The sequence below is a fragment of the Henriciella pelagia genome, assembly GCF_002088945.1.
Classification (GTDB): Bacteria; Pseudomonadota; Alphaproteobacteria; order Caulobacterales; family Hyphomonadaceae; genus Henriciella; species Henriciella pelagia.
In genome coordinates this window covers 19,680-37,322 of sequence record NZ_NCSU01000009.1, presented here as the reverse complement: position 1 = coordinate 37,322, position 17,643 = coordinate 19,680, and the positions used below count along the sequence as shown (strand labels likewise).

At 59.5% G+C, this 17,643-nt stretch carries 15 protein-coding genes and 1 pseudogene; 8 read left to right on the top strand and 8 right to left on the bottom strand.

From position 1 onward, the window contains the following. A pseudogene (locus B8746_RS09335) lies at positions 1–308 on the bottom strand (IS3 family transposase); the annotation flags it as partial. A 187-nt stretch (positions 309–495) separates the two neighbouring features. Here B8746_RS09335 and B8746_RS09330 point away from each other — a divergent pair. After that, positions 496–990: a flavin reductase family protein gene (locus B8746_RS09330; RefSeq protein ID WP_084393432.1), complete on the top strand. Its 495-nt coding sequence runs from the start codon at positions 496–498 to the stop codon at positions 988–990. A gap of 8 nt (positions 991–998) precedes the next feature. Here the strand turns inward: B8746_RS09330 and B8746_RS09325 are convergent, their stop codons facing one another. Both B8746_RS09325 and B8746_RS09320 read right to left on the bottom strand, forming a co-directional pair. Then, the gene (locus B8746_RS09325; protein ID WP_158084585.1) at positions 999–1,508 is read right to left on the bottom strand and encodes a MarR family winged helix-turn-helix transcriptional regulator; all 510 of its coding nucleotides are present in this window, start codon (positions 1,506–1,508) and stop codon (positions 999–1,001) included. Positions 1,509–1,621: 113 nt separating this feature from the next. Further along, a complete protein-coding gene (locus B8746_RS09320) occupies positions 1,622–2,854 on the bottom strand; it encodes an acyl-CoA dehydrogenase family protein (protein WP_158084584.1) in 1,233 nt (410 codons plus the stop codon). A 328-nt stretch (positions 2,855–3,182) separates the two neighbouring features. Between B8746_RS09320 and B8746_RS09315 the strand changes: the two genes are divergently transcribed. Next, a complete protein-coding gene (locus B8746_RS09315; RefSeq protein ID WP_084393429.1) occupies positions 3,183–5,597 on the top strand; it encodes a TonB-dependent receptor in 2,415 nt (804 codons plus the stop codon). A gap of 86 nt (positions 5,598–5,683) precedes the next feature. On the opposite strand, the gene B8746_RS09310 is transcribed toward B8746_RS09315, so the two are convergent. The 3 genes from B8746_RS09310 to B8746_RS09300 all read right to left on the bottom strand — a co-directional run bounded on the left by B8746_RS09310 (position 5,684) and on the right by B8746_RS09300 (position 9,609). Next, positions 5,684–7,222 (bottom strand): class I adenylate-forming enzyme family protein, encoded by a 1,539-nt coding sequence (locus B8746_RS09310; RefSeq protein ID WP_084393428.1) that lies wholly within the window; start codon positions 7,220–7,222, stop codon positions 5,684–5,686. A gap of 6 nt (positions 7,223–7,228) precedes the next feature. Beyond that, a complete protein-coding gene (locus tag B8746_RS09305; RefSeq protein ID WP_084393427.1) occupies positions 7,229–8,842 on the bottom strand; it encodes a long-chain-fatty-acid--CoA ligase in 1,614 nt (537 codons plus the stop codon). 62 nt (positions 8,843–8,904) lie between these two features. After that, a complete protein-coding gene (locus tag B8746_RS09300; protein ID WP_158084583.1) occupies positions 8,905–9,609 on the bottom strand; it encodes an RraA family protein in 705 nt (234 codons plus the stop codon). A 113-nt stretch (positions 9,610–9,722) separates the two neighbouring features. Between B8746_RS09300 and B8746_RS09295 the strand changes: the two genes are divergently transcribed. The 6 genes from B8746_RS09295 (at position 9,723) to B8746_RS09270 (ending at position 16,122) form a co-directional block, all read left to right on the top strand. Then, positions 9,723–10,754, top strand: coding sequence for a phosphotransferase family protein (locus B8746_RS09295; RefSeq protein WP_084393425.1), 1,032 nt, complete (start codon positions 9,723–9,725; stop codon positions 10,752–10,754). Beyond that, entirely contained in the window at positions 10,747–12,033 is a 1,287-nt protein-coding gene (gene eno, locus B8746_RS09290) for a phosphopyruvate hydratase (RefSeq protein WP_084393424.1), read from the top strand. The genes B8746_RS09295 and eno overlap by 8 nt, the downstream gene beginning before the upstream one ends. After that, positions 12,017–12,682 carry a GntR family transcriptional regulator gene (locus tag B8746_RS09285; RefSeq protein ID WP_158084582.1) on the top strand — a complete coding sequence of 222 codons (666 nt, stop codon included), beginning with the start codon at positions 12,017–12,019 and terminating at the stop codon, positions 12,680–12,682. The genes eno and B8746_RS09285 overlap by 17 nt, the downstream gene beginning before the upstream one ends. A gap of 12 nt (positions 12,683–12,694) precedes the next feature. Beyond that, positions 12,695–13,633 carry an NAD(P)-dependent oxidoreductase gene (locus B8746_RS09280; RefSeq protein ID WP_084393422.1) on the top strand — a complete coding sequence of 313 codons (939 nt, stop codon included), beginning with the start codon at positions 12,695–12,697 and terminating at the stop codon, positions 13,631–13,633. Between the two features lie 96 nt (positions 13,634–13,729). Beyond that, positions 13,730–15,094, top strand: a complete 1,365-nt coding sequence (locus B8746_RS09275) for a spinster family MFS transporter (protein WP_084393421.1) — start codon at positions 13,730–13,732, stop codon at positions 15,092–15,094. 74 nt (positions 15,095–15,168) lie between these two features. Next, complete coding sequence (locus B8746_RS09270; RefSeq protein WP_084393420.1) at positions 15,169–16,122, top strand: hydroxymethylglutaryl-CoA lyase; 954 nt, start codon at positions 15,169–15,171, stop codon at positions 16,120–16,122. A 53-nt stretch (positions 16,123–16,175) separates the two neighbouring features. Here the strand turns inward: B8746_RS09270 and B8746_RS09265 are convergent, their stop codons facing one another. Together B8746_RS09265 and B8746_RS09260 are read right to left on the bottom strand one after the other, a co-directional pair. Next, a complete protein-coding gene (locus B8746_RS09265; protein ID WP_084393419.1) occupies positions 16,176–16,826 on the bottom strand; it encodes a carboxymuconolactone decarboxylase family protein in 651 nt (216 codons plus the stop codon). A 107-nt stretch (positions 16,827–16,933) separates the two neighbouring features. Then, positions 16,934–17,527 (bottom strand): VOC family protein, encoded by a 594-nt coding sequence (locus B8746_RS09260; protein ID WP_084393418.1) that lies wholly within the window; start codon positions 17,525–17,527, stop codon positions 16,934–16,936. Positions 17,528–17,643 lie beyond the last annotated feature (116 nt).

Sequence of the window (17,643 nt, the reverse complement as noted above, 5' to 3'; positions counted from 1 at the left end):
CCATGATGCACGAACAGTTCGCCCAGCGTGTCGAGCACATCACGGGAATTGAGCTTGCGTTCGACACGAATGGCGAGGCATTCGCGAGTGAACTCATCAATCACGTACAGCATACGGAACACCTTGCCGTCATGCGTGCGGTCCTGGACGAAGTCATACGACCAGACATGGCCCGTGTGCATCGGCCTCAACCGGATGCAGGAGCCGTCATTCAGCCAGAGACGGCCTCTCTTTGGTTGCTTCATTGGCACTTTCAGCCCTTCACGCCGCCAGATGCGATACACCCGCTTCTCGTTCACATGCCAGCCATCCAGTGATCCTTCCACCCCCTCATTTCTCCGATTGTATACTAAATTTGGCCGAAATTAGAGTCAATTTAATTTACGTGAGCGGAGCCATTTCCCGGCTTGGAACGAAGCGTTAGCAATCCTGAAGCCGACTTGACATAGACGCCTATGTGTCAATATTATTGACAATATAGACAGGGAGGAATTCATGCAAGCCGAAGCTTATGCAGATCTGAGATCCCTGATGCGCCGTGTCGCGTCGACTGTGGCCGTGATTACAGCGCGCGGAGAAGATGGCGATGCTGGCATCACCGCCACATCGGTTGCCAGTGTCAGCCTGGACCCGCCATCCATTCTCGTCTGCGTCAACAAGGCGACACGCCTGCACGCGGCCGTGCTCCATTCGCGCCGGTTTCGCGTGAATTATCTCTCGCAGTCCCAGGAGATCGTGGCCCATGCGTTTGGCGGCCCGCATGATGGTGACCGGTTTGAGTGCGGAGAATGGGAGCGGAATTTGCCGTTCGGGCCGAAGCTCTTCTCCGCGCTTGGAGATGTGCCGTGCACCCTGTCACAGGCCACCGAGTGCGGCACGCACACGGTCTTTATCGGCACGGTGCAAACCGCTGCAATGCAGGCCGGTGCGCCCCTCCTCTATTGCAATGGTGAGTATGCGAGCCTGACCGGACGCGCGCCGCGTGCCTGATCTACGCATCAATCATGATCGAAGATCGGAATGTCGCCCCAGTTGCGCTCAAGCGCTTCATACATGGCGTCGACGGTCTTCACGCCGATTCGGTCGACAAGTTCCTGCTCCATCAACTCCATGATCTCGAGCGCATCGGCCCGCATGCCCGCCCCCTCTTCAGCGAAAGCGATGACCTTGCAGCGCCCGTCTTCAGGGTCCGGAAGGATATCGATCAGGCCGCGCGCCTTCAGCTGTTTCATGGTCTGGTTGATGGCCTGCCGGCTGAACCCGAGCGCCTTTGAAATCTCGACCTGACGCGTGATTCCGGCCGAAGTGAGCAGCATGACCTGCGATTCGGCGCGCGAAAGAGGCGCCCAACCCCGCGCTTCGACATTCGCCTGCAGGCAACGCTCCATCCAGATGAAGCCGCGCAGCATGGACCACATGAGGAGCGACCCACGCGGATAGCGCTGCTCTGCCGGCCGCACCCCTCCGGTGCCTGAGGTCGGTTTGCCCTGCTTTCTGGTCTTCGGCATTATGGCTCCCGCAAGATCATTGAAGCGCCCAGGCCATTGACCCGGGCGCTTCATTGCCTCGCGAGCTGGCCAGTCGATGTCAAGCATCATCGATGACCCGTACCGGCCTCTCCTCAGGCGAGTATGATTTTAGGCGGACGGCCAAGCAGCATCTTTCCATGCAGCTCCATACTCGGATCATCGTCAAACACGACGTGGGCCGAGGCCATGTTGATGTCGCGGAAACATCTCTGAATTGGCGAGTCCGCCATGTGCGCGCTGGCTCCGCTGCCCTGAACAAGAAGGGTCACGGCATCGCGGCAGAGAGAAGCGATATGCGAGGCCTGAACGCGTTGGAGGGCGCGCGATTCAATGTCGATCGGCGTATTGTGGGAATCGGCCACGATATCGTCTGCGAGCTTGTCCAGCAGTGTCATTGCCGAACGCGTCATCAGATCGGCGCGGGCAAGGCGCATCTGCAGGGCCGGGCTGTCCACGCCAGACTTGCCGGAATAGGTGCTGACGAATTCCTTCGCGCGCTCGACGGCATGCAGGGCGGCGCCTCTCGCGGCGCCGACAAGCGGAGCGACGGCGGCAATGGCAAGGAGCGGCGTAAAGGCCGTGCTGAAGGCCGGCGTCGGATACTGGCTGGCTGCGGGCGACTCGCCTGAACGGGCCGGACCGAGATCCATGACGCGGTGAGACGGAATAAAGACATCGTCGAACACGACATCGTGGCTCGCTGTCGCGGCCATACCGGATGTGTACCATGTGTCCTGCGGCGAGGCATCTGCCCACGGCATGACGAAGACCCGCACCTGCGGTGGCAGCGGCTTGCCATCCTCGCTCACGGCTTGGTCGTCTGCACTCTCGATGATGCCGGAAACGCCGCACCAGCTGGCATGTGACTGGCCCGTTCCCCAGCGTGCGCGGCCATTGATGCGATAGCCGCCCTTAACCGGGACAGCCTTCACCGTCGGCGCAATCATCACAGGGCCAAGCGCGGACGGACCTTCGGCGAAGATCTCTTGCTGCGCCTCATCCGGCAAGTGACACCACATCCAGTTGTGCACCATGTAAAAACCCGTGGTCCAGCCAGTCGACGCGCAGAGCGGGCTAATCACCTTGAGGACATCCACCATCTCCTTCACGCCAAGCTCGTGGCCGCCAAACCGCTTTGGCACGAGAACCTCGTAAAGCCCGGCATCCGCGATGAGCTTCACGACTTCGTCCGGGATTCGGCGGTCACGTTCAGCCTGCACGGCAAGCTCCGAAATGCGCGGGGCGATCCCTTTGGCACGCTCGACCAGGTCTTGCGCCAGCGTTTCCTGGCGCGGTTCGTCCAGTGTGGCTTCTGCGATACTCATCGTCGTCAACTCCCAGCTCAATATCATCGCCTTGACGATACCCGAGAAATCCTAACTGTCAATATTCTTGACATTTAGGTTTTTCGCGCCTTGTCTGAATCCTGGAGCGTGGAGGCGCTCCGACACCGACAAAAGAAACACAAGCGACCTATCTTGCATTCAACTGATATATCAGTGATACTCTAGTTGCGCGGATAAGGGAAAACCCGTCCAGCAAGCGCGAACCGAAGTGGGAGGAAATGATGATCACACGATCTGCCGGGCGGTCCGGTTGGTGTCCTCTTCTTCTTGTTCTGGCTGGACAAGGCAGAAATGAGGAAACGCCGAAATGGAATTGAAAAACAAGCTTACGGCCAGACTGCTGATGTCGACGGCGCTCTGCGCCATTGCGGCGACCGCCGCACCGGCTGCAGTGGCCCAGGACGAGGATGGGGACGATTCGAATGACCGCCGCCTCGAACAGGTTGTCGTCACATCGACGAAGCGGACCACCGCCCTACAGGACGCACCGATCTCGGTCGGCGTCGTTCCGGGCGAAGTCATCGCCGAATACAATATCACCGACCTGACGGACCTGCAGGGCTTCGTGCCCAGCCTCGTTGTGCAGAAGACATTCGGCAACTGGGCCGTTCGCGTTCGCGGACTAGGATCTGGCGTGACAAACATCGCCTTCGATTCTTCGGTCAGCATCTTCAATGACGGCATCTATTGCGGTCGCTCGCGCTGTCTTGAGACGGGCTTCTTCGACGTCCAGAATGTCGAGATCGCGCGCGGACCGCAGGGCGCCCTGTTCGGCAAGAGCACGATCGCTGGCGCCATTACGGTTGCGAGTGCGCGCCCGACCAACACGTTTGAATCCTATGTGACCGCGGGCGCAGAGCTCGAGAATGGCGGATTCCGCACAACGGGCGCCGTCTCCGGGCCGATCGCCAAGAACCTGTCGGGCCGTTTCGCCCTCCAGTACCAGGACCTGGAAGGCGACATGGAGAACCGCTTCACCGGACAGAAGGACAATTCGGTTGAGAGTCTCGCCATGCGCGGCAGCCTGCTCTGGGACATCGGCCCGGATACTGAGTTCTGGGCAAAGGTCGAGTCAGGCTGGACTGATGTTCTTGGTCGCCGGAACCAGCTTGCTGGCCCGGGTGCGCTCGCCTCGCCGACCGCCCCCATCGACCCTGCGACGCTGGAAACCATCGTCAACGATGTCCGCTATGTCAGCACCGGCACATCGAGTGAGGATTTCGACTATTCTGACCAGTTCGGTGTAACGGCGTCGTTCGATACCGGCCTCGGCGACCACACCCTCTCGCTGATCGGCGGCTATTGGGCCCTGCAATACAACAACCTTCTGGATGTCGACGGCGTGCCGGAAGCGCTGCTGAACTCCTCGCTTTATGAAGACTATGAGCAGACCTCCTTTGAGGGCCGCATCCTGTCGCCGACCGGCGGGACGTTCGAATACATCGCTGGCGCAATGTACCACAATTCGCTGACCAAGACCGGGCAATTCAGCCAGTTCTATCCCGGATTCTACGAGACAGTCGGTGTGCCACCGGCGTTCACGGCATCCATCCCCGGTGCGGTCGGTGTCGTGCGGGACTTCAAGCGCGACAGTGAAACCTTGTCGGCCTATGGCCAGCTTACCTGGAACATTACCGACCGCCTCTCCCTGATTGGTGACCTTCGGTATACTGAAGAGACGCAGGACGCCCGCGGCCTTGCCTATCAGGTGACTTTCCCGGATGGCGAAACACCAGTGCGTACACCGAATGCGCCGTTCCAGGCAGGGAGTCCGGACTACATCTTCTACCAGGTCCGCGAAGATGAAAGCCTCGATCCGTCGCTGCGCGTCCTGTACGAGCTGACGCCGGACATCAACGTCTACGCGGCTTACTCGACCGGCTCCAAGCCAGGCGGCCTGAAGGCTAATGATGGCGGACTGGGCCGCGTCCTGCTCGGCCGCGATTCCACTTTCCTGCAGCGCTATGTCGGCACACCGACACTGACGACAGCGGATATTGCCGGCGGAGTAACGCTGAGACAGGGCAATGGCGTGTTCGACTTCGAAGGCGAAGATGCCGAGAATATCGAGATCGGCACCAAGATGGTGCTCGCTGATGGCCGTGTGAACTTCAATGCGACGGCCTTCAGAATGGAGTTCGACAATCTTCAGACCTCTTCATATGACGGCACCCAGTTCATTATCGGCAACGCAGCTTCGGCGGAAGTCAGCGGCCTTGAACTAGAAGGCCGGTGGATGGCGACAGACAATCTGACGCTCAACGGTTCGGCTGCGCTGCTCGACGCGACCTATAAAAAATACCAGAACGCGCAGTGCCCGATCGGTCCGGACGGAAACCGTGAAGACCCAAGCTGTATCGACGGTCAGGGTGATCTCTCCGGCCGCCGCCTTGAGCGCGCCCCGGAAGTGGAATTGAACCTTGGCGGCGCCTGGGAAGGTCAGGTCAGCCAGAACCTGTTCCTGACCGCAAATGTCGACATGTACTATTCAGGTGACTTCTACGTCCGCCAGGATTTCGATCCGGACGGTCGTCAGGACGCGTTCACCAAATGGAATGCCCGCTTCGGCCTTGGCCCGCAGGACGGTGGATGGGAAGTCGCGCTTGTGGGCCGAAACCTGACCGACGAGCGGACCATTCAACACGCCTATGAAGTGCTATCGCCCTTCCAGGCAGTTGGGGCTGGACGGTCAGTCTTCCTGGAGACGACTTTCCGCTGGTAGTCTAGCCGGACAGTCGCAGGAAAGCCGCCCCCACTATTCCTCCTGGGGGCGGCTCTTTTTTTGGGTGTTGAACTGAGGCTGGCGCGTCAGGCGAACTGTTTGCGCAGCTCGCGCTTCAGCACCTTGCCATTCGGGTTGCGCGGCAGATCAGAACGCACCTCTACGCCGCGAATTCTCTGACGCTTGCCGACGCGTTCGTTGGTCCATTCCAGAATATCTTCGCTCTTCGCCTCGCTTCGAGCACGCAGGACAACGAGTGCCAGCGGTGTCTCCCCCCACTTTTCGTCAGGTACACCGATCACCGCGACTTCCGAGACGTCCGGATGCTCGGCCAGGACCGCTTCGATATCGACGGGATAAATGTTCTGCCCACCGGAAATGATCATGTCCTTCTTGCGGTCGGTGATGTAGAGGAAGCCATCCTCATCCGTGCGGCCGATATCGCCAGTTCGCAACCACTGCACGCCGTCAGGGTCGACATACTCGGCTTCCTTGTTGGCGTCGGGCCGGTTGTGATATTCAGACATCCAGTGCACCGAGCGCACACAAATCTCGCCGGTTTCGCCCCAGCCGAGCGGCCTGTCCTCATCATCGACGAGAATGTAGTCATTGCCGCGCACCGGTTTACCAACAGATGAGAGTCGCCCCTCCGCTTCTTCCGGCTGCAGTGTCGTCATGAAACCTTCAGTTAGCCCATATAACTCGATGACGGCGCAGCCAAACTCGCTCGCGACACGCTTTTTCAGTCCCTCAAACAGGGGCGCGCCGCCAGAGATTACAGCTTCGAGCGAAGCGACAGAGGCGGGAGAGAAGTTGGGCGCATCCAGGATGCGCTGAAACTGGATTGGCACCATGAAAGTGTGCGTCACGCCATATTCGTGGACGTCCTCGATCCAGCGCTCGGGCTCGAACCTGTTGCGGATGATGCAGGTACCACCGGCAATCAGCGCGCAAAAGAGCGACGCCCAGGCAATGTTGGAATAGAGCCCGATGGGACAGATCGACACCGACGCAAAGTGATAGCGGTGAGCCATGGCCAGCTCATACATGGATTGTATTCGCCGACGATTGAGATGTTTGATGCCCTTGGGCAGTCCGGTCGTGCCGGAGCTGTAAATGATGTTGCAGGGATCATCGTCACCGATCTCGATCCGTTGTGGTGCGTCTGACTGGGCGTCTCGCCAGAGGGCATAATCTTCGCCCGCAGGAGCGCCTTCGCCTAAGACAAGGCTTTTGAGGCCCTCCGGCATGTCCTTCCAGTGCGGTTTCATGCGTGCATGCTGATCGGGCGTATAGAAAACGAGCTTCGCGGCCGCATCATTCAGCATCATGGCAAGCCCCTCCTCGCTGACAGCGAGGTTGAGGGGCACGATGACGGCGCCAGCCTTGAGGATGCCATACATGATCTCGGCATATTCGACGCTGTTGCCCATCAGGATGGCGACACTTGACCCCTTGCCAATGCCCATGGCGAGCAGACCGTTGGCGACCTGCGTCGAGCGCCTGTCCAGCTCCGACCAGGTCAGGCTTCGAACTTCGTCAACGAGGGCGAGCTTGTTCGGATACCATTTGCCATGCAAGCGGACCATATCCGGGAAGAGCGGAGCCTTGATGTCAAAATGCATGGCTGATCACTCCCCTGCCGGTTGGACCTGGCTGCGCTCGTCGCGCATGACGCGCTTCAGAACCTTGCCGGTCGCGTTGCGGGGGAAGCTTTCAACGAAATCATAGCGCCGGGGGATCTTGTAACCGGCCAGCGAGCCGCGAAGGAATTGCTCCAGCTCTGCAGGCGTTGCTTCCGCGCCTGGCGAAAGCACGACGCAAGCGAGCAGGCTTTCACCCCATTTCGGATCCGGCACCCCGATCACGGCGACATCGTCGACGGCTGGGTGCTTGATCAACTCATTTTCGATCTCGACCGGGTAGATATTCTCGCCGCCGCTGACGACCATGTCCTTTATCCGGTCGACGACGTAGAGATAGCCATCTTCGTCGAGATAGCCGGCATCACCGCTGAGATACCAGCCATCCTGCATGGCTTCGGCGGACGCTTCTGGCCGGTTCCAGTAGCCCTTCATGACGCGCCTGGACAGGCAAGCGATCTCGCCGGTTTCACCGACGGGCAGTTCCTTGCCGTCCGGCCCCAGGATGCGGACCTGATTGTCGCCCAGCGGCTTGCCGGCCGATTGCAGCTTTTGGCCTGCATCATATGTACAGTCAGACGGGCCAAGATAAGTGAGCCCACCGCAGCATTCAGTCATACCATAGGAAAGGGCGAAGCCGCATTTCAGGGTGAGCTGGGCCTGGCGTAGCAATTCCACCGGGATGCCCGATCCCGCGATGAGAAGCGTGTCGAGGCAGGACAGATCAAGATCGCTGACGAAGGGCAGCTTGATGATTTCGTGGATCACGGCGGCTGGCAAAGGCGCGACCGCGATACCCCGCTCGGCAATGAGGCGGATGATCTGTTCCGGCGTGCCATCGCGCATGATTTCGGCGCGCCCGCCGGCATAAAGGCTCGCAATGCAGAGATTTGCCGCAGCAATGTGGAAGAGCGGCATGATACCGAGCACAGCCGCATTTTCCCTGAACATGGCCGGCCATACCGTCAAACCGTCGACAGCCGCCGCCGTCATGCAGTTATGGGTAAGCTCAACGCCTTTTGGATGGCCCGTTGTGCCGCTCGTGTACATCTGGACGGCGGTATCTTCCGGTGAAACCTTGCGGGCCGGCGCTGCTTCCGACTGGCTAGCGACCCAGTCGGCAAGCCCCTGATTGTCAGCGCCGTCGCCATCGATCACAATGATCTTGCGCAGCGTCGGCAGATCTTTCCGGCAGGCTTTCACATTGTCGAGAAATTCTGCGCCCACACAGACAATCTCGGCGCCGGAATCTCCGAGAATATAGGAAATCTCGACCGGCGTGAGGCGGAAATTGACTGTAACCAGCGTGCCGTTCGCCTTGGCCGTTCCGAACAGGATGGGAAAGAACCACTCGCTGTTGCGGTCAAGGAATGCGACCCGAGTTCCTGGCTCGAAGCCTTCCGAGACCAGGGCATTGGCGAACTGGTTGCTCACCGATTGCAGGTCACGGAACGTCATCTTCCTGTCACCGTAGACAACCGCATCATTGCCTGGCTGGCGGGCGGACTGAAAGTCGACAATGTCGCCCAGCGTGTGGATGAATTTTTCCTGCTCTGCGGTAAGGCGACCGGACGGGCCTGTGCTTGTCATCTTGTCTGCCATCTGTCTGTCGTCCTCCTGAATGGGCTTGTTGGCCCTTGTTTGTTTCGTGCGCTTAAAGAGACCTATTCGCTCGGAGCCTGCGCCGTTGTTGTCAGTGGTTTCACACCCTTCAACCGGTCGCTCCCGCGGGTTGCTTCTTCCCGCGTTTTCCCGGCCAGCATGGCGGCTTTGATATCCTCATCGACCTGCTGCAGACGTTCGGCATGCTCGATGATTGTCTCTGCGTGCGCTTTCGGCACAATGGCGATCCCGTCGGCATCGCCGCGCATCAGGTCACCCGGCTCGATCCGCACGTCCGACCAGATGCCGGGCATGGTGATCGCCTCGCCAACACTTGTATATTTCCAGAAGCGGTGCGCACTGACCGAGGAGGCATATCGGCAATAGACAGGGGTTTCGCCACCACGCAGCGCGTCTGCGTCGCGCACACCGCCATCAATGATAAAGGCCTTTGCGCCACTGCGGACCATACTGGTCGCCATGTTGTCGCCGATGATCGCGCCAAGTTCGCATCCGCCCGTCTCGATTACGACGATGCTGCCTTCGTGGACGGCATCATCAAGCGCAAAGGTCGGCAATGTCTCGCCTTTCGGCGCTTCAGCGCCGCGCGCGCAGACTGCAACACCAGCAAAGCTGCACGTCTCGGCTGACAGGGGCTTCAGGCTGGGCGCAAGCACCTGCGCATCCAACCCCATCGCCGTCATGACGTCTGCAACAGACGCCGAATCGATGGCCTGGAGCCGCTTCACCAGAGTTGCAGTTTGCATTCGCTTTCTCCTGTCTTCATAAAACAATTGCAAATAATATATCACCTGTATATCAGTTGTCATCCTTTAAGCCTGCACAGCTCGAAAAAAGCCGGGTGCGCCAGGGAGAGAGAATGACTGAATTGCCCACCCCTTTACGCGAAGCGCTAGAGAGGAGCGGTCTCGTCGAAGCAGGTGCGCGGGTCACCGGAGAGCCGCTAACGGGCGGCGTTTCCTCTGATATCTGGCTCGTTGAGGCGGATGGGCGACAGGTCTGCATCAAACGCGCGCTGGAACGTCTGAACGTAAAGAAAGTCTGGCATGCCCCGACCGCGCGCCATGCCAGCGAAGCGGCCTGGTTCAGGGAGAGCGGGACGATCGCGCCGGGCAATGTACCGAAAATACTCGCGCATGACCGCCCAAGTGGTTCGCTTGTCATGGAATACCTCCCGCCGGAGGCCTATCCTGTCTGGAAATCGCAACTGCGCGACGGAATCGTTGATAAAACCACGGTTGAAGAGATCGCGGGCCTGCTCGGACGAATCCACGCGGCAACAGCGCGGCGACCGCACCTCGCCGAAGATTTCGACTCCGACCTGTTCTATCATCTGAGACTGGAGCCATATTTCGCCGCGCTTGCTGAGCCCTATCCAGAACTTGCGTCGGTCCTCCAGGACACGATCGAGCAGGTACGACGCAATTCGCGCGTCATGGTGCATGGCGATTTCAGCCCCAAGAACATTCTGGTCGGGCCTGATGGACCTGTCGTGCTCGATGCCGAATGCGCAACCTGGGGGGACCCGGCGTTCGACCTTGCTTTCTGCCTGAACCATCTCCTGCTGAAATCGATCTGGAACAGACCGGCAGCAGCGCGCTTCGAAGCCGGCTTCGGCCAATTCCTGACGCGCTATCTGAAGACCGTGGACTGGGAAAGCGCGGCAGACCTGGAACTTCGGTCAGCGCGCCTGCTCAGCTTCATGATGCTTGCCCGGATCGATGGGAAATCGCCTGTTGAATACATCAATTCGGAACAGGAAAAGGTGTTTGTGCGCACGATCGCACTCGACCTCATCCGCGACCCGGTCGGCTCCCCCAGGGACGTTGCCGATGCCTGGTTTGCGAAACACGCTCAAATACTCGACGAAAAAGGACCCAGTGATGGCTGACACACCGATCAAGTCTGTCAGAGGCTATAGCGTTTGGGACAGCCGTGGACGGCCGACCGTGGAAGTCGAGATCGAGCTGCAGAATGGCGCACTCGGGCGGGCAATCGCGCCTGCAGGTGCTTCGACCGGGTCCGGCGAAGCGGTTGACCTCCGCGATGGCGGCTTGAGATTTGGCGGGCACGGCGTCGGCAAGGCCGTAGCCAGCGTGAATACCGAGATCGCGGGCCAGCTTGTGGGTATGGATGCGGCCAACCAGGCATCAATTGACAAGGCCCTCATCGAACTGGACGGAACGGCAAACAAGGGGCGGCTCGGCGGCAACGCGCTGATCGCGACATCCATGGCTGTTGCGCATGCGGGCGCTGCGGCGGCCGGCAAGCCGCTTTGGATGTGGCTGAGCGAAGGCGGAGATCCAATGCTCCCCGTTCCTGAAATCCAGATCTTCGGCGGCGGCGCGCATGCGTCCGGCCAGATGGACCTGCAGGACTTCATGGCCGTCCCGCATGGCGCCTCGAGCTTCAGAGAAGCCACGGAATGGGTCGCTGAAGTTTATCGCGCGGCTGGTGATTACATGGACAGTATCGGCAAACGCGCAGGCGTTGCCGACGAGGGCGGCTACTGGCCCCTGTTTGACAGCAACGAGCAAGCAATCGAAGCGCTGGTGCATTCAATCAAGAACGCCGGTTTCACGCCGGGCACCGATATCGGCGTGTCGCTGGATATCGCCGCGACGCAGATGTACCGCGATGGCGGATATTTCCTGAAACGCGAAGGCCGGGCCCTCTCGCCGGACGAATGGTTTGACCAGCTTGCCAGCTGGATGGAGGCCTATCCGATCCTGATGATCGAGGACCCGTTCGTTGAGGGCGATTATGACAATCACGCCCGCTTCACCGCCAAATTTGGCGATCGGGCGCAAATCATCGGCGATGATCTCCTTGTGACGAATACGGCCAATATTGCCGCTGCGGCCGAGAAACAGGCGTGCAATACCCTGCTCTGCAAACCAAACCAGGCCGGTACGCTAAGTGAAGCGAAAGCGGCACATGAGGCAGCCCGCACGCTCGGCTGGGGCACGGTCGTCTCGGCTCGCTCCGGCGAGACCGAAGACGTGACCATCGCTCACCTCGCGCTTGGCTGGGGGATCACCCAGTTCAAGGTCGGCTCCTTTTCCCGCTCTGAACGTATGGCGAAGTGGAACGAAATGCTTAGGCTGGAACAGGCGCTCGGCGCTGATGCCAGATATGCGGGGAGACGACCTTTTGAACGACTATCCTGAACTTGCCGACGATGACGACCTGCCCCAGTCCGAACGGGCCTATCGCGTTCTGGAGCAGCTGATCATCACGATGGAATTGGAGCCAAATGCGATGATTTCCGAAGCCATGCTGTCCAAACGCCTCGGGATCGGGCGCACCCCGGTGCGCGAAGCGCTGCAACGACTTGCGAGTGAACATCTCGTTGAGATCATGCCGCGACGCGGCATCCGGGTGTCTCCTATCGACCTGAAGAAACAGATGCGCCTGCTGGAGGTGCGTCGTCCGCTAGAACTGACCGTAGCGAAGCTTGCCGCGCGCCGGGCAGGCGACAAGGCGAGAGCCACGCTACGCGACATAGGCGGCAGTTTCCGCAATGAGGCCAGCAAGGATTACCAAGTCTTCCTCGTCATCGATCGCCAGTTCAATGAGATGATTACCGAGGCCGCAGACAACCCGTATGCCATCGACATGCTGCAGACGCTTCACGGTCTGTCGCGCCGGTTCTGGCACTATTATCACCGACATGATGAAGACCTGCCGCGCGTGTGCGAACTGCACGCGGATATCGCAACGGCTGTTGCCGATGGCGACGAGAAAACCGTCGAGACAACCGTCAATGCGCACATGGATTACATCCACGATTTCACGCTCTCACTGCTACAGGATTAGAAGGAGGATCAGTTGAAGGTTCTGTTCCATTACGATGCCGGCCCCCGACTGCGCGATGAACTTGATCGCCTGCGATCACAGGGACTCGACATCGTATGCTGTCCGCAGGGGCCGGCAGAACCTTTCCTGACCGAATTGAAGGACGCTGAAGCGCTCTGGCACGTGCTGGAGCCGGTGACCGCCGAGATCATCAGCCAGGCGCCAAACTTGCGTCTCATCCAGAAAATTGGCGTCGGCGTGAACACGATTGACCTTGAGGCCGCGAAGGCGGCAGGCATTGCCGTTTGCAACATGCCGGGCACCAATAGTCGGGCCGTGGCGGAGATGACGCTCCTGCTCATGCTGTCAACGCTGCGCCGCCTGCCTCAGACAGACGCGCTCTGCCGCTCAGGCGCATGGACCCCGGATGATGCCATGAAGGAATCCTTCTCCGAAGTCGCCGGCAAGACAGTCGGCCTCATTGGATTCGGGAGCGTGCCGCAGATCCTTGCGCCGATCCTTGAGGCGATGGGCGCGACGGTGATTTACACGGCCCGCTCAAAGAGGGATGTGCCCTATCGCTATTTCACGATGCCCGAACTTCTTGAGCAGGCCGACATCCTCTCCTTGCACATTCCATTCACTGGAGAGACGGACAAGCTGATCGGTACCGACGCCCTCTCCCGCATGAAGCGCGGCGCTGTCCTGATCAACACGGCGCGCGGCCAGCTTGTCGATGAGACGGCGCTTCATGCTGCGCTCGTATCCGGCCACCTCAGTGGCGCAGGCCTTGATGTCTTTGACGAAGAACCCGTCTCGAAGGCCAGCCCCCTGCTCGACCTGCCAAATGTGACATTATCTCCGCACCTCGCCTGGCTTACGAGGGAAACCTTCGACCGCAGCATCGAGATTGCGGGCCAGAACTCACTCGCCAGCCGCGACGGCGGAGCACTCGTTCACCGCGTCGCCTAAGCGGACGATTCCAGCAAAGAAACCGCAATCATAAACGTATACATCGATTCAAATGTATACAATAATAGTCTTTAGATATGTTCGGGGAGGAACAGAATGACCGCCATCCAAGAGGCCGCTCCGCAGTCCGGATCATCGTCCAGCCTGTATGCCTGGTATGTCGTGATCGTGCTGATGCTGGCACAGACATGCTCATTCATCGACCGCATGATCATGGGGCTTCTGGTAGGCCCGATCCGCGAATCCTTCAACATAACTGACACTCAGTACAGCCTGCTCGCTGGGCTCGCCTTTGCAGCGTTCTACGCAATAATGGGGCTACCTTTGGCCCGTATCGCTGATTCCAAAAGCCGCCGCGGGCTGATCGCGATCGGCATCTCATTCTGGAGTGTGATGACCGCGATGTGCGGTCTCGCCAACTCATTCTGGACACTCTTCCTGGCGCGGGTCGGCGTCGGGGTTGGTGAAGCCAGTCTGTCTCCTGCAGCCTACTCGCTGATCACTGATTACTTCCCGAAGAAGTCCCTCGCCCGCGCGCTCAGCGTGTATACGATCGGCATCACGATCGGCTCCGGCCTTGCCTACTTGATCGGCGGAAAAGTCGTCGCCTTCGCGCTGGAAATTGGCGAAATCGTTCTTCCGATCGTGGGGAGCACGGAGGGCTGGCAACTGACCTTTTTCCTCGTCGGCTTGCCCGGCATCGCCATTGCGCTGCTCATGCTCACCGTCAAGGAGCCGCCGCGCAAAGGGCGCTTGGTCCTCGAGGAAGACACGGGCGCAACGACGCCAGCCGCCGGAGTACCGCTTCGCGAAGTTGCCGCATTCTTCCTTGCGCGCCGCGGGGCATTTGCCAGCCACATTCTTGGCCTCACCATTTATGTGATGGTTGTGTTCAGCCTGAATATCTGGGGTCCGGAATACCTGATGCGGACCTTTGGCATGGAGCGCGCCGATGCGGGCGTAAGCTTCGGAATCCTGATGATTGTTACCGGCACGGCTGGCCTTCTGACGGGAGGCGCGCTGGCGGACCGCTGGTTCAACAAGGGCATTCTGGACGGATATAGCCGCGTCATCGTACTCTCGATGGGCGGGATGCTGCCATTCGCGCTCGCGCTTGCGATCGCCCCCACTGCCGCCATCGGTCTTGCCTGCCTTGGCATTGCGACCTTTTTCGCAGCATTCCAGGGCGGTATTGCGGGCGGCGTAATCCAGTTGATGACCCCAAACCAGATGCGCGGCCAGGCCGTCGCACTTTATTTCCTGGTCGCAAACCTCCTTGGCATGGGCCTCGGCCCGACGGCGATCGCAGCATTGACGGACTATGTGTTCAAGGATGACGCCGCACTCAACAAATCGCTCGCACTAGGGGCGGCGATCCTGGTGCCGCTGGGCGCCATTGTCCTGATCAGCGGTATCGGTCGTGTGCGCGAGGCCATCGCCCAGGCGCAGGCCTGGGATTAAGGCCCTGCATGCCTTGACGTGAAACACCTCCTCGATCATGCATTGTATACAATTATGACTTGAGGGAAGTGTTCATGACTGGTCAGGCCGACGCCGTAGAAATTGTCGACGTCTCAGCCCGTGACGGGTTGCAGAATGAAGCTGTAATCCTGCCGACAGATGCCAAGATTCAACTGATCAGCAAGGCAATCGAGGCTGGCGCGAAACGGTTAGAAGTCGCCAGTTTCGTCAATCCCAAGGCCGTCCCAGCAATGGCTGATGCCGAAAATGTCATGGCGGCGCTGCATGACGCCGGGCTTCCAGCGAAAGCATCGTTTGCCGGCCTTGTGCTGAACCAGCGGGGCATGGATCGCGCCTTATCTGCCGGAGTGGACGAAATCAATTTCGTCATCCTTGCCTCTGAAACTTTCAATCGCCGCAACCAGGGCGCTTCAATCATAGAAACCTGTGCGCAGTTCCGTGATGCAGCAAAGACAGCCCGGATTGAAAACATACCGATGACCCTCACAGTCGGGGCAGCGTTCGGCTGTCCATTCGAGGGCGAAGTGAATGCGGGGCAAGTGATCGAACTGGCGCGAATGGGGGCGGATGCCGGGGTAAGCGAAATCGCGATTGCCGACACGATCGGCGTTGGAGACCCAGTCTCGGTGGAGCAGCTCACACTGGCGCTTCGCGAGGCGGTCCCTGCTGTGCCGTTGCGCTTTCATTTTCACGACACGCGCAATACCGGTCTCGCCAATGCCTATTCGGCCTGGCGCAATGGGGTAGCCTCTTTCGATGCATCCCTGGGTGGGATTGGTGGCTGCCCATTCGCGAACGGGGCGACGGGGAATGTCGCCAGCGAGGCCCTGACCTACATGTTCTCGCGCATGGGCGTTGAGACCGGTATGGACCTCAACATGCAAAGGCAGACAGCAAGGTGGCTTGAAAGTGCTCTGGGCCACGCCTTGTCATCTGCGGTGATGCGCGCAGGCGGCTTCCCCGCGTCTGACCAACACGCCGAAGAAAACGCCTGCCTCGTGCCATGAAAAACGCCGCCCCGCGATTAGCGAAGGCGGCGAGTTCAGTTGTACGGGCTGGCTTAAGCGTCCTTGCGGCTCGGTCCGCCGCTGAGGAAGTCAGCAGCTTCAAAGCCTTCTGGCGCTTCAACTTCGGTGATCGGATCTTCGCGATCATCGAATTCGAGACGCAAGGCACGGACCATGATGGCGTGCATGTCATACAGGCAAGTGATGTAGGTCAGCTCGAGGATTTCCTCATCGCTCAGGAAGGTTTTCAGCTTGTCGATGACCTCTTTCGGCGTTCGTCCGCCATGCGCTGAAAGGCAGTCCGCATAGGCAAGCACTGCACGTTCCTTCTCATCGAACACGTCGGAAACCTGCCAGTGCGGAATAGCGGCGATCTTTTCATCCGAGACGCCCATGCCACGGAGCGATTTGCAGTGCTGGGAAAAGACGAACTGAGCCTGCTTTACCCATCCGGCCCGGGTCTGGCCAAGTTCACGCAGGACCGGATCAAGCTTGCGGTCCGGGTTGCGGTAAACTGCAAAGCCCTGGACGCAGTGCTTGAAGATGTCTGGCGACAGCGCGAAGACCGACCACCAGTCTCCTGGCGTACCGGTTGCGGTGCCGGGCTCCTTTGTCGGGTCACGGTCGCCGAACAGGAATTTCATGTAGCGCTCGATGAGCTCGTTCTGGATTTCGGCGCGTGGCACCTGGCGCAATAGCGGCATGGTCTGGAGTCCTCCTGTGGATGGTGACAGCCGGCCAGGCCGCCTCACCTCTTGTGGTTTCTGAGTCTGGAATGGCTGGCCAGGCGCGGCGGACCGGCCAGAGCGGCTTATTCGGCTGGCGAAAGATGGCTGGTGACGAGGCCTTCGGCGACAGTTCCATCGGCACGGCGGGGATCGACGGCGACGTCATCCTCCCGGAAAGCGCGCGTCCAGGCGGCGATTTCAAGCAGCACCCCGTCCGGGTCGAAGAAGTAGGCCGATCGTACATAGACGTCTTCGGTGACTTCGCGGCTGACCTGGTATTTCGAATGGTCGTGGTTGAGAACCGGACTCACCTCGATCCCATGGTTTTTGAGGCGCTCGTAGAACTCGTCAAACTGCTCGGCGGCAATGTCGATGGCGATGTGGTTTAGCGAGCCATGCGCGGAGCGGAAATCTCCCGATGTCGGCAGTGTTTTCGGCGATGAGATGCCCGGCTGAGCCTCCGGTGCCTTGGGAAACCAGAAGAAGGCGATGCAGTTTCCATTCCCCATATCGAAGAAAAAGTGCTGCCCCGAATTCTCCGGCAGGTCGAGCGACTTCACAAGCTTCATGCCCAATACATCGCGGTAGAATTCGACCGTTTTTGCCATGTCACGGCACACGAGCGCGATATGGTTCACACCCCGGAATTCGAATGTCTTGTCGGCTACTGTCGCCATGTGTCTCGCCTCCCTGCGATTTCAGTAATTCTGGACGTTCACCGTCCTAGTTCCATGGCCTCCGGTATACAATCGCACGCACTTTGCGTCAACTAAATTGACAAGAATTATTTTGA